At 67.2% G+C, this 12,544-nt stretch carries 15 protein-coding genes; all 15 read right to left on the bottom strand.

All coding sequences use genetic code 11. The annotated features are described in order from the left end of the window. Positions 1–60: 60 nt before the first annotated feature. Complete coding sequence (locus tag NWF22_RS19710; protein ID WP_160903419.1) at positions 61–834, bottom strand: energy-coupling factor ABC transporter ATP-binding protein; 774 nt, start codon at positions 832–834, stop codon at positions 61–63. Between the two features lie 44 nt (positions 835–878). Further along, a complete protein-coding gene (gene cbiQ, locus NWF22_RS19705; RefSeq protein WP_160903345.1) occupies positions 879–1,655 on the bottom strand; it encodes a cobalt ECF transporter T component CbiQ in 777 nt (258 codons plus the stop codon). An 18-nt stretch (positions 1,656–1,673) separates the two neighbouring features. Next, positions 1,674–2,066 carry a PDGLE domain-containing protein gene (locus NWF22_RS19700; RefSeq protein ID WP_160903344.1) on the bottom strand — a complete coding sequence of 131 codons (393 nt, stop codon included), beginning with the start codon at positions 2,064–2,066 and terminating at the stop codon, positions 1,674–1,676. After that, entirely contained in the window at positions 2,063–2,800 is a 738-nt protein-coding gene (locus NWF22_RS19695; protein ID WP_160903343.1) for an energy-coupling factor ABC transporter permease, read from the bottom strand. Before NWF22_RS19695 ends, NWF22_RS19700 begins: the two co-directional genes overlap by 4 nt. Positions 2,801–2,890: 90 nt before the next feature. Continuing rightward, positions 2,891–3,163 (bottom strand): ArsR/SmtB family transcription factor, encoded by a 273-nt coding sequence (locus tag NWF22_RS19690; protein WP_160903418.1) that lies wholly within the window; start codon positions 3,161–3,163, stop codon positions 2,891–2,893. Positions 3,164–3,236: 73 nt separating this feature from the next. Further along, positions 3,237–4,493 carry a UDP-N-acetylglucosamine 1-carboxyvinyltransferase gene (gene murA, locus NWF22_RS19685; protein WP_160903342.1) on the bottom strand — a complete coding sequence of 419 codons (1,257 nt, stop codon included), beginning with the start codon at positions 4,491–4,493 and terminating at the stop codon, positions 3,237–3,239. Between the two features lie 9 nt (positions 4,494–4,502). Beyond that, the gene (locus NWF22_RS19680) at positions 4,503–5,150 is read right to left on the bottom strand and encodes a cob(I)yrinic acid a,c-diamide adenosyltransferase (RefSeq protein WP_160903341.1); all 648 of its coding nucleotides are present in this window, start codon (positions 5,148–5,150) and stop codon (positions 4,503–4,505) included. A 38-nt stretch (positions 5,151–5,188) separates the two neighbouring features. Then, positions 5,189–5,632 (bottom strand): DUF2550 domain-containing protein, encoded by a 444-nt coding sequence (locus NWF22_RS19675; protein ID WP_160903340.1) that lies wholly within the window; start codon positions 5,630–5,632, stop codon positions 5,189–5,191. Between the two features lie 185 nt (positions 5,633–5,817). After that, positions 5,818–6,198 carry a F0F1 ATP synthase subunit epsilon gene (locus NWF22_RS19670; protein ID WP_160903339.1) on the bottom strand — a complete coding sequence of 127 codons (381 nt, stop codon included), beginning with the start codon at positions 6,196–6,198 and terminating at the stop codon, positions 5,818–5,820. Between the two features lie 9 nt (positions 6,199–6,207). After that, a complete protein-coding gene (gene atpD, locus NWF22_RS19665; RefSeq protein WP_160903338.1) occupies positions 6,208–7,656 on the bottom strand; it encodes a F0F1 ATP synthase subunit beta in 1,449 nt (482 codons plus the stop codon). A 34-nt stretch (positions 7,657–7,690) separates the two neighbouring features. Next, positions 7,691–8,623 (bottom strand): F0F1 ATP synthase subunit gamma, encoded by a 933-nt coding sequence (locus NWF22_RS19660; protein ID WP_160903337.1) that lies wholly within the window; start codon positions 8,621–8,623, stop codon positions 7,691–7,693. A gap of 42 nt (positions 8,624–8,665) precedes the next feature. Next, positions 8,666–10,294 (bottom strand): F0F1 ATP synthase subunit alpha, encoded by a 1,629-nt coding sequence (gene atpA / locus NWF22_RS19655; RefSeq protein ID WP_160903336.1) that lies wholly within the window; start codon positions 10,292–10,294, stop codon positions 8,666–8,668. A 67-nt stretch (positions 10,295–10,361) separates the two neighbouring features. Continuing rightward, entirely contained in the window at positions 10,362–11,711 is a 1,350-nt protein-coding gene (locus tag NWF22_RS19650; RefSeq protein ID WP_160903335.1) for a F0F1 ATP synthase subunit B/delta, read from the bottom strand. After that, entirely contained in the window at positions 11,711–12,202 is a 492-nt protein-coding gene (locus NWF22_RS19645) for a F0F1 ATP synthase subunit B (RefSeq protein WP_160903334.1), read from the bottom strand. Before NWF22_RS19645 ends, NWF22_RS19650 begins: the two co-directional genes overlap by 1 nt. Positions 12,203–12,252: 50 nt before the next feature. Beyond that, positions 12,253–12,510 (bottom strand): F0F1 ATP synthase subunit C, encoded by a 258-nt coding sequence (locus NWF22_RS19640; protein ID WP_160903333.1) that lies wholly within the window; start codon positions 12,508–12,510, stop codon positions 12,253–12,255. Positions 12,511–12,544: the final 34 nt, after the last annotated feature.

Here is a 12,544-nt window from a genome sequence, read left to right as displayed (position 1 = left end):
GCGCGTCACACTGGCGGACAACAGGTCTCCGAGACCAAACCCTCCGTTGGCACCGGCCGGCTATCCGGTCGGCACACTGCCCCCTGTCCGTTCGGACAGGGCACGCATGGTGGCGACGTCGAAACCCCACGGCAATTCCAGACGATGCCGGGCGAGTGTCTCCGCGTCGGCCAGTACGTCGAGGATGGCGCCGTCGGCGACGATTCGGCCGTCGTCGACGATCACCGCGCGCTCGCAGAGCTGGGCGGCGTAGGGCAGGTCGTGGGTGACCACGATCATGGTGGTGTCCAGACCCATCAGCGTCTCGGCGAGTTCGCGACGCGCCACGGGGTCGAGATTGGCCGACGGCTCGTCGAGCACCAGGATGTCGGGCCGGCACGCCAGCACCGACGCCAGCGCCCCGCGTCGACGCTGGCCGCCGGAGAGATGATGTGGACTGCGCCCCGCCTGCTCGGACATCCCGACCACGGTCAGCGCCTCGTCGACCCGTTCGGCCAGCGCGGGTCCGCTGACGCCGAAGTTGGCGGGCCCGAAGGCCACGTCCTCGGCGAGGGTCGGCATGAAGAGTTGATCGTCGGGGTCCTGGAAGACCACGCCCACCCGTCGCCGGACATCGCGCAACGACTTCTTGTCGACGCCGGTCCCGTGGATGTACACGCTGCCCTCGGACGGCGTCAACACGCCGTTGAGGTGCAGCATCAGCGTCGTCTTGCCGGCACCGTTGGGTCCGAGCAGCGCGACCCGCTCACCGGCGCGGATCGTCAGGTCCACCCCGTCGAGCGCCGGGTGGCCGTCCGGATAGGTGTACCGGACGCCGGCGACCTCTACCGCCATATCGGTGGGCGGCCCATTCTCGGGACGCTTCGTCGAGCGGCTCATCATGTTGTCCCCCAAGAGATCACGGCGATGATGACAGCGCACATCGCGGGCGAGGTCACCGCCACCCACTGGCGCGCGGTGCCGCGTGGCGATCCGGCGACCCCGGGCATCTCCGGTATCGCGCCGGTGAAACCGCGCGACATCATGGCCAGATGCACGCGTTCGCCGCGTTCGTAGGACCGCAGGAACAGCGCCCCCACCCCCCGTGCGATCGCTCCGGCCTGATGGAGGGTGTGCGGCGAGTCGCCGCGCGCCAGCCGCGCGATGTGCATGCGGCGGATCTCCGCGGACAACAGATCCGCGTAGCGCAACATCATGACGATCACCGGTGTCAGGGTGGCCGGCATACCGAGCCGGGTCAGCGCCAGCGGCAGGGCGCTGGCCGGGGTGGTGGATGCGAAGGTCAACGACGCCGCCACCCCGAGGGTGCCCTTGATGACGATCCCCCACGCCGCATACAGCCCCGCCACCGACAGGGACACACCCGCCACGTCGACGCGTTCGCCACCTTCGGAGAAGGGCAACAACACCGCGAGCACCACGAACGGTACCTCGATGAGCATCCGGGGCAGGATCCACCGAACCGGGATCGCGCCGACCCGCCAGATCGCGAGCAGGATCGCCGCGTAGAGAACGTAGGGCCAGAACAGTTCTCGTGGCGTCGCCACCACGGCGAACACGAAGACCACCAGCGATACCAACTTGACCTCGACCGGCGCCCGGTGCACCGCCGACGTGGCAGATCGGTAGAGCGGATGTGTGTGACCGGCGCCCATGGTGTCAGGCCGTTCGGATCAGCGCTCGCCGGTGACGTGGGTCGTGGCGGGTCGGCGGGTTCGGCTCCTACCGATCAGCACGAACAGTCCGACCGCCACCGCGAGGGTCACCAGCACACCGATGACGCCCGCGATCCCGTTGGAGTACCCGATCCCACCGACCGAGTAGTCGGCCAGCGGCGACGAGGCCAACGCGTGGTCGGTCGCGTGCTGGGCGATGCAGGTGCCGGTCAGCTCTTCGGCTCCGTCGACGACCGTTGTGTCGCATCCGCGCAGCGTCGTCGAGTCGAGGCCGTCGGGTGCGGAACTCGCGGCGTAGGAGACGACCCCGGCGATGACGAGTGGCACCAGGCCGAAGGCCACCAGGAACAGTTTCCGGTTCGAGCGATGGGGACGGTCGGCGGTGGTCATGCGTGGACTCCCGTCGTCGCACTGTCCGCGACCGCCGGCCGGCTCCGGTGCCGGAGCAGATACACCAGATCGGGGCGGGCGCGGGCGACCGCCATCACGGTGACGGCCGTGATGAGTCCCTCCCCCACCCCGATGAGGGCGTGGGTGCCCCACATGTAGCCCGCCACGGCTGTCAGCGATTGCGTCGCGGCCCCGCCGAGTGCGTATTCGACGAGGAATCCCGTTGCGGCCGCGAGTGTTCCGCAGAGTGCGGCGATGAACGCCACCACTCCCAGACGACCGACGGTCCAGGACGGGCGAGCGATCAGCAGGCCCATCCCGACCGCCACCAGGTAGCCGACCGCGGTGGAGATCAGCGCCATGTTCGTGATGTTCGCGCCCAGCGCCGTGACCCCACCGTCGGCGAAGAGCAGCGCCTGCACGATCAGCACGATGGCGACACACAGCGCACCGGTGAACGGCCCGACCAGGATCGCGGCCAACGCGCCACCGAGCAGATGCCCACTGACCCCCGGCAGGATCGGGAAGTTGATCATCTGGACCGCGAAGATGAACGCGGCGACGAGGCCGGCCATCGGCACGGTCTTCTCATCGAGGTCGGCGCGGGCACGCCAGGCGCACAGCGCCAACCCGACCACCGCGATCACCACGAACAGGGCAGACGTCGGCGCATCGATGATGCCGTCGCTCATGTGCATCGCCACCGGCGTGGACGAGGGTGTCATCGTGGACATGGTCGAACCGTAAGCACACCCATGACATCTGTCTACTTATTCAGATGTTCGAGTGGACAGACTGGCCGTTCGGTCAGGTGGGGTGCTGCCCTACGAGTGGCCGGCACCCATCCAATGCAACAGTTGATGGACGGTTTCGTCATCGAGTCGGTAACTCACCGACCGGCCCTGTCGCGTCGAGCTGACCCACCCCTGATGTCGGAGGACCCGCAGTGCCTGGGATACCGCGGTCTCCGTGCGTCCCACCGCCGCGGCGAGGTCGCCCACGATGATGCCCGGCCGCCGATGCAGGACGACGAGGATCTCGAGGCGATGCGGATCGGACAGCAGGTCGAACCTCGTCGACCATGCAGCGATGTCCACGTCGACGGGAGCCGGCGGTGCGGTACGCGCGGAGTCATCGGTCCGCGGGCGATGACCGTGGTCCGAGGTCACCTCACTCGCCCACTCGCTCGATTTCCCCGCCGAGTCGCCGCAGGTTCTCCACGAAACGCGGATAGCCACGATCGATGTGCTCGACATCGTGCACCTCGGTCACCCCGTCGGCGACCAGTCCGGCCAGCACCAGGCCGGCGCCCGCACGAATGTCCGAACACCAGACCGGGGCGCTGGAGAGCTGATCGATACCCCGCAGCACCGCGTGGTGACCGTCGGTACGGGCGTCGGCGCCGAGCCGCACCATCTCCTCGACGAATCGGAAACGGGCCTCGAACACGTTCTCGGTGATCACCGACATCCCGTCGGCGATCGCGGCCATACCGATCGCCATCGGCTGCAGGTCGGTCGGGAAACCGGGGAACGGAAGCGTCGACACATTCACCGCGGTCGGCCGACGATCCTGACGAACCCGGAAACCTGTGTCGAACGCCTCCACCGTCGCACCGGCATCGCGCAACTTGTTGAGCACCAACTGCAGGTGGCCGGGTGCCACACCATGCACGGTGACGTCACCGCGCGTCATCACCGCGGCGATCCCCCACGTCGCGCCGACGATCCGGTCGCCGACGACCCGGTGCGTGGTGGGGTGGAGTCGCTCCACACCGGTCACGGTCAGAGTGGAGGTCCCCGCACCGTCGATCCGGGCGCCCATCTGTTGGAGCATCACGCACAGATCCACGATCTCCGGCTCGCGCGCGGCGTTGTCGATGACGGTGATCCCCTCGGCGAGCACCGCCGCCATCAGGATGTTCTCCGTGGCCCCCACCGAAGGGAACTCCAGCGCCACCGGAGCGCCCACCAGGGCGTCGGCCTCGGCCACCACGCAGCCGTGTTCGATGGAGCTGTGCGCCCCGAGAGCACGCAGACCTGCCTGGTGCATGTCCAGGGGCCGGGAGCCGATCGCGTCGCCACCGGGCAGGGCCACCACCGCGCGATGACAGCGCGCCATCAACGGGCCGAGGACGCAGACCGAGGCGCGGAATTGTTTGACGGCATCGAAGTCGGCGTGGAACTTCGGTTCGGCCGGTGCATCGATCACCACGGTGTCCCCGTCGATCGACACCACCGCACCCAGCCCCCGCAACACGTCGGCCATCAGTGGCACGTCGGCGATCTCCGGTGAATTGGTCAGGGTGGTGGTGCCCTCGGCCAGCAACGCGGCGGCCATCAGTTTCAGCACACTGTTCTTGGCCCCACCGACGGACACCTCACCGGACAGGCGGGCACCGCCGGTCACCAGAAAGCGATCACTCACGGTGCCACCTTAGCGGTCGCGGTCGGTGACTCCGCCCGGACCGCGGACCCGGTGTGCTGCCTGCGGACGGGGACGATCGCCGCCCGGCACCCACTTCACGTCGCCGGTTCCCGACGGCGGCCGGTTCGCCACCCGGGCCAGGATGAACAGTAGGTCCGACAGGCGGTTGAGATAGCGCGCCGGCAGCACGCTGGTCGCATCCGGGTCGGCGTCGACGGCTGCCCAGGCCGAGCGCTCGGCCCGACGGGCGACAGTACGGGCATGGTGCAGCGCGGCGCTGAGTTGCGAGCCGCCGGGCAGGATGAAGGAATCCAGCGCGGGCAGATCGTCACCGAAGCGGTCGCACCACGTCTCCACTGCGTCGATGTAACCCTGCTCGATCCGCAGCGGCGGATACTCCGGCTTCTCGACCACCGGCGTCGACAGGTCCGCCCCCGCGTCGAAGAGGTCGTTCTGCACGGTCGCCAGCACCACCGCGATCTCCTCGGGAACCTCGTCGGCCAACGCGAGCGCCATCCCGATCACCGCGTTGGCCTCGTCGCAATCGGCGTATGCGGCGACCCGGACGTCGGTTTTCGGCACCCGGGAGAAATCGCTGAGACCCGTTGTGCCGTCGTCTCCGGTACGCGTGTAGATGCGCGTGAGATGAACTGCCATGGTCCGAATCTAGCCCGTCGGCAGTCGGCGGTGTGGGGTCAGGCGCTGCGCCGCCGCTGGGATCGCTCGTTCTGCCGCGATTCCAGCCAGGACTGGAACGCCGTCACCGCGCCGGGCGCCATCGCCACCTCATATGCGCCGCCGTGGTCGTCTGCTCCGGCAGCGAGCTCGAGGACGATCATGCCCTCCAGGATGTCTGCCTCGGAGCCGAAGGGCCGTCGGCGATCGGTGATCTCGATCGCCTGCCGCACGAGCGTGCGCGTCGGACCGGGCCGTAGCGAGGTGAGCCGAAAGTAGCGCAGCGCGTCGTCACTGTAGTGGACGGTCCCGTGGCGCCACCCCTCATCGTCGGCAGCCGGAATCTGCCGCAGCAGCACCGGTGTGCCCATCCTGCGCAGTTGACTCAACCGATAGGCCAGCAGGACACACACGATCAGCGCGACGACCAACAGGACACCGAGCAAGACCGCAACCAACGACACCAGGCGAACCTCCGGGAAACGGCCGACATGGGCTGTGACCGGCACGTGGGCTGTCACGCACCGGCGACGAGTCGAGAGACTCGATCGCGACCTGTTCCTGCTTCCAGCATGCCAGATCGATCCGGCTCGAACGACGACGGCCGGTCACCGCCACAAGGCGGTGACCGGCCGTCGAACCGATCGATCTACTTGGCCGCGTGTTCGACTGCGGCCAAGCGGGAATGAGCACGGTTGTACTCGTCGGTGCCCGGTTCGGCGGCTTCCATCGCCGCACGCTCGGCGGCGGCGTCGATGCCGTCGGACCACTGCGCCGACTCAGCGAGGATCGTCACGGACTCACCCGTCACCGACAGGAAACCGCCCTGCACGGCCAGCGAACGGCGGTTGCCGCCCTCCTCGACGACCACCACGAAACCACCGGGCACCAGCTGGCCCAACAGTGGTTCGTGGTTCGCCATCACGCCCAGCTCACCAGAGGTGGTCTGCGCGATGACGAAGGTCGCCTCACCCGAGTAGAGCCTGTCGTCGGCGGCGACGACCTCGACGTGAAAGGACTTCTCTGCCATGGTGGTCCGCTACTTTCCGCTGATCTTGGCGGCGGCTGCCTCCACGTCGTCGAGGCCACCGCAGCTGTTGAACGCCTGCTCGGGCAGGTGATCGAACTCACCCTTGCAGACCCGGTCGAAGGCCTCGATGGTGTCGGCGAGCGGAACGACCGAGCCCTTCTGTCCCGTGAACTTCTCCGCGACCAGGAAGTTCTGTCCGAGGAACTTCTGGATACGGCGCGCGCGCTGCACCGTGACCTTGTCCTCTTCGGAGAGCTCATCCATACCGAGGATGGCGATGATGTCCTGCAGTTCCTTGTACTTCTGCAGGATGCGCTTGACCTCGTTGGCGACGCGGAAGTGCTCGTCACCCACGATCGAGGCCTCCAGGATGCGCGAGGTCGACGTCAGCGGATCCACCGCCGGGTAGATACCCAGCTGCGAAATCGGACGCGAGAGCTCGGTGGTCGCATCGAGGTGCGCGAACGTGGTGGCCGGCGCCGGGTCGGTGTAGTCGTCGGCGGGCACGTAGATGGCCTGCAGCGAGGTGATCGAACGACCCCTGGTCGAGGTGATCCGCTCCTGCAGCTCACCCATCTCGTCGGCCAGGGTCGGCTGGTAACCCACCGCGGACGGCATGCGGCCGAGCAGGGTGGAGACCTCCGAACCGGCCTGGGTGAACCGGAAGATGTTGTCGATGAACAGCAGCACGTCCTGGTGCTTCACATCGCGGAAGTACTCCGCCATGGTCAGCGCCGACAGGGCCACGCGCATACGGGTGCCCGGCGGCTCGTCCATCTGACCGAACACCAGGGCGGTGTCCTGCAGAACGCCCATCTCCTCCATCTCGAGGTGGAGGTCGGTGCCCTCACGGGTGCGCTCACCGACGCCGGCGAACACCGATGTGCCGGAGAACTCGCGGGCGATACGGGTGATCATCTCCTGGATGAGCACCGTCTTGCCCACACCGGCGCCACCGAACAGACCGATCTTGCCACCCTTGACGTACGGGGTCAGCAGGTCGATGACCTTGATGCCGGTCTCGAGGATCTCGGTCTTGCCCTCGAGTTCGTCGAAGGCCGGCGGCTTGCGGTGGATGCTCCACTGTTCGCCGTCGCGGCCGAGTCCCGGCGTGTCGAGGCAGTCACCGAGCGCGTTGAAGACGTGACCCTTCACGACGTCGCCGACAGGCACGACGATCGACTTGCCGGTGTCGCTGACCGTGGCCCCACGCACCAGACCGTCGGTCGGCTGCATGGAGATCGTGCGGACCAGGTTGTCACCGAGGTGCTGGGCGACCTCGAGGGTCAGCGTCTTGGCCACCGCTTCGAGTTTGATCTCGGCGTGCAGGGCGTTGAACAGATCTGGGATCGAGCCGCGCGGGAACTCGACGTCGACGACGGGGCCGATGATGCGGACGACCCGGCCGTCGGCCGAACCCGTCTCGGCCCCCGTGGGAGAGGTTACTGCTGCAGTCATTGTCGTTGGGTCACTTCCTCTTTGGGTCGATAGGTCAGTTGGCCAGGGCGCTGGAGCCGCCGACGATCTCGCTGATCTCCTGCGTGATCTGCGCCTGGCGGAGCTGGTTGGCCTCGCGGGAGAGCGACGTGGCCAGTTCCTCGGCGTTGTCGGTGGCCGCCTTCATCGCGGTCCGTCGCGCGGCCGACTCCGACGCCGCCGAGTCCAGCAGCGCGGCAAACACGCGGGTGGCCACGTACTTGGGCAACAACGCGTCGAGCAGAGCCTCCGGCGCCGGCTCGAAAGAGTAGTTGCGCGACGGCGTGTGGATCTCGGCGTCCTGCTCGGCGTCGGCCTCCGACACCACCAGCGGCGCCACCCGGCGCACCTCGGGTGCCTGGGTCAGCATCGAGACGAAACGCGTGTACACCAGGTGCAGTTCGTCGACGCCTTCGAGGGTGCCCTCGCCGTCGGGCCGGTCCACCTGCTCACCGGAGCCGGCCAGGAACAGATCCACCAGGAAGCCGGTGGCGGCGGCGGCGTCGGTGTAGTCGGGCGCCTGGGAGAACCCGGTCCACGAATCGGCGATCTCGGTACCGCGGAAGCTGAAGAACCCGACGCCCTTCTGCCCCATCACGAACAGCACCGGCTCCTTGCCCTCGTCCCGCACGAGCGCCATGAGCTCGCGCGCGGCGCGCAGCACGTTCGCGTTGTAGCCACCGCACATACCGCGGTCGCTGGTGACGATCAGGATCGCCGCACGTTTGGGCTCGTCACGTTCGACGAGCAACGGATGCTCGAGCGAACCGGCATTGCTGGCGAGCTCCGAGAGGACCTCGGTCATCTCGTGGGAGTACGGCTTGGCCGCCGCCACCCGCGCCTGCGCCTTGGTGATGCGCGAGGTCGCGATCAGCTCCTGGGCCTTGGTGATCTTCTTCGTCGAGTTCACCGACCGGATGCGCGAGCGCAGCTCACGAATGCTGGCCATGAGCCCTCACCCCTTCCTTCGGACGATTACCGGACGACGTCATCACTTGCGGACTTTGATCTGCTCGTGTTCGACGCTCTCCGAGTCCATCGCCTTGGCCTCGGCCTCGTTCACGACGCGCTTGCCGTCGTGGGTGAGGTAGCTGTTCTTGAACTTGTTGGTCTCGTCGACCAGCGCCTCGGCCTGGTCCTCGGAGAGCACCTTGCCGCCGGCGATCGAGTCGTAGACGCCCTTGGCCTCGTGATGCAGATGGCTGAGCAGCTGCGTCTCGAAGTTGCGCACATCGTCGACCGGGACCGAGTCGTAGTGGCCCTCACCGCAGAGGTAGATGGACACGATCTCGTCCTCGACCGAGAACGGGCTGTACTGGTCCTGCTTGAGCATCTCGACCCAGCGTGCGCCGCGCTCGAGCTGCGCCTTGGACGCGTCGTCGAGGTCGGAGGCGAACGCCGAGAACGCCTCGAGCTCACGGAACTGGGCCAGTTCCAGACGCAGCGAACCGGAGACCTTCTTCAGGCCCTTGGTCTGGGCGGCACCACCGACGCGCGACACCGAGGTACCGACGTTGATGGCCGGACGGACACCCTTGTTGAACAGGTCCGACTCGAGGAACACCTGGCCGTCGGTGATCGAGATGACGTTGGTCGGGATGAACGCCGAGACGTCGTTGGCCTTGGTCTCGATGATCGGCAGACCGGTCATCGAGCCGCCACCCATCTCGTCGGACAGCTTCGCGCAACGCTCCAGCAGGCGGGAGTGCAGGTAGAAGACGTCACCCGGGTATGCCTCGCGGCCCGGCGGACGGCGCAGCAGCAGCGAGATGGCGCGGTAGGCCTCGGCCTGCTTGGTGAGGTCGTCGAACACGATCAGCACGTGCTTGCCCTGGTACATCCAATGCTGGCCGATGGCCGAGCCGGTGTACGGCGCGAGCCACTTGAAGCCGGCCGAGTCCGATGCAGGAGCCGCCACGATGGTGGTGTACTCCATCGCGCCGGCCTCTTCGAGGGCGGTCTTGACGCCCGCGATGGTGGAGCCCTTCTGGCCGATCGCGACGTAGATGCAGCGAACCTGCTTGGCGGGATCGCCGGACTCCCAGTTGGCCTTCTGGTTCAGGATGGCGTCGATGCAGACCGCGGTCTTGCCGGTCTTGCGGTCGCCGATGACGAGCTGACGCTGTCCGCGGCCGATCGCGGTCATCGCGTCGATGGCCTTGATGCCGGTGGCGAGGGACTCCTCGACGGGCTGTCGTTCGAGCACCGAGGCGGCCTGCAACTCGAGCACACGCTGCTCGTCGGCCTCGATGTCGCCGAGGCCGTCGATCGGGGCGCCGAGCGGGTCGACGACGCGACCGAGGAACTTGTCGCCGACCGGGACCGACAGGACCTCACCGGTACGGCTGACCTGCTGACCCTCTTCGAGCGACTCGTAGTCACCGAGGATGACCGCGCCGATCTCGTCCTCGTCGAGGTTCAGGGCCACGCCGAGCACGCCGCCCTCGAACTGCAACAGCTCGTTGGCCATCGCGCCGGGCAGCCCGCTCACGTGGGCGATGCCGTCCGAGGTGTCGGTGACGATGCCCACCTCGTCACGGGAGGCATCGGCTTCGAACGACGAGACATACTGCTCGATCGCTCCCTTGATTTCGTCTGGTGAGATCGTCAACTCCGCCATGGATTTTCGTCTTTCTTGCTCAGTCCGGCTGGTGGTTTGTCTGTTGCTGGGTTGGGTTCGGAGGGGGTCAGCGGGGCAGGCTCTCGGCCGCCTTGGCCAACCTGGTCGCGACGTCGGCGTCGATCACCTCGTCACCGACACCGATGCGCAGTCCGCCGATGATCTCCGGCTCGATCTCGGTCTGCACCGAAATGGTCCGGTGGTAGATCTTGCCGAGCACGGTCGACAGGCGGGCGCTCTGCGCGTCGGTCAGCGGTGCGGCCGATACGACGTGGGCCACCGACTCCCCTCGGCGCGCCGCGGCCAACTCGGCCAGGTGATCGACGGCCACCTCGGACGGCTGCCCGTGCAGGAGCACGATCAGGTGCGAGAGCAGATACCAGGTGTGCGGACCGACCTTGTCGCCCACCAGCGATCGCAGGAGTTCGACCCGACTCGCACCGTCGTGGGTGTGATAGGACAGCAGCGACGCGAGCTGGGGATTCTGGTCGAGCAGGCGCCCGACCGCGAACAACTCGGTCTCCACCTGCTCGATGCTGCCGTCCCGCTCGGCTGCGGTGAGTACGACCAGCGCGTTCTGCCGACGCAGTGCGGTGGTGAAGTCGGTCGACGTCGACCACCGCTGCTTGACCGCGGCGCTGAGAATCTCGACGACGATGGGCGAGACCTTTCCGCCGAACAGGTTCTGCACCAGCGCGACCTGTCCGTCGATGTTGTCCTCGTCCTCGGTGAGCCGCTTGCGCAACACCGGGTTGCCGTCGATGACCCGGATGACCTCGGTCATCTCGGTGGCCGCCGTGGTCAGCGCCGCCGAATCCAGCGACTGGGATGCGGAATCGAAGTCGGCCGCCACCGCCAGCGCGGCGTCGCGGCTCGAGGCGCGCATCGAGTGCAGACCGATCAGGTCGGCGGTGTGCACGACCTGACCACTCGGACCGCCCGCGGCCATGCTCTCGAGCTCGTCGATGACGCGGTCGATGCTGTCGGATTGCGCACCGGGATCGGACAGGTGGTCACGGACCAGCTTGCCGGCGCCATCCACGGCGGTCAGACCGAGATCGCCGCGCAGCTCACGGATCAGGGTGGCCCGGTTGAGCGCGACCTGCGCCTTACCGTGTTCGCTGATCCGCTTCACCTCGGAGTCCACCTGCACGGAGAAGTCCTCGGAGATGCTCTTCGCATCGGCGAGTGCGTTCTCGTGCATCTCCTTGGCCTCGGCCTTGGCCTCGGCGAGGGCACGCTCGTGGGCGGCCTGCGCGTCGGCGAACCGCGACTCGGCGGCGGCGCTGTCGGTGACCTGCTGGGCGATCACCTCTTTTTGCGCATCCACCATCCGCGACAGCGGTGGGCGCACGTACTTCCAGAACAGGAAGATGATGAGCCCGAACCCGATCAGGTTCCCAATGACGATGTCCACTACTTGACCGTTCCTGTCGACTCGGATGCCGTGGCAGCCGACGGCGCCACCTCGGTGCCCAGCACGCGGCTGGCGAGGACCGCCGAAAGCCGGTCCACCTCGGAGCGAGCCGTCGCGGCCGCCTCGTCGCCATCCGACTTCAATTGTGCAACGCTGTCGGCCAGCACCGCGTCCGCCTCGTCGGTGGCACGCTTCTTGGCCTCGGACAACTGCTCATTGCCGTCGGCTCGGGCCTTGTCCCGAATACCGGTGGCGTCACCCCGGGCGTCCTTGAGCGCTGCCCGGTATTCGGTCTCGGCGTCGGAGTAGCTCGCCGCAGCCGCCCGGTTGTCCTCAACGGTCTTGGCGACCCTGGCATCACGTTCGTCGAGCACCTTGAGGATCGGCGGCACGACCATCGTCCTGATCACGAGGAAGACGATGACGAAGATCAGCAGACACACGAAGAATGTGCCATTGGGGATGAGGAAGTTCTCTGCGGCGAGATTCATGATGCGGATATTTCCCTTGATCCTTGGAGGATCCGGTCGTCAGACCGAGATCAGGACTGGCCGGAGATCGGCGTTGCGAACACGAACAGGGCCATGAACGCCAAGTTGATGAAGTACGCGGCCTCGACCAGACCCACGGTGATGAAGAACGGGGTGAACAGACGTCCCTGGGCCTCCGGCTGCCGGGCGATGCCGGCGATCAGCTGCGAGCCGGCGATGCCGTCACCGACACCGGCACCGATCGCGCCGCCACCCATGATGATGCCGCCGCCGATCAACGCGCCCATACCGATCAGATTGGGATCCATTGAGAACTTTCCTTTCGGGTGAAACTGGCACTTC

Origin of the sequence: Gordonia mangrovi, assembly GCF_024734075.1 — a bacterium.
GTDB lineage: Bacteria > Actinomycetota > Actinomycetes > Mycobacteriales > Mycobacteriaceae > Gordonia > Gordonia mangrovi.
The sequence above is the reverse complement of the archived record's forward strand: the minus strand, read 5'-3'. Positions and strand labels throughout refer to the sequence as shown.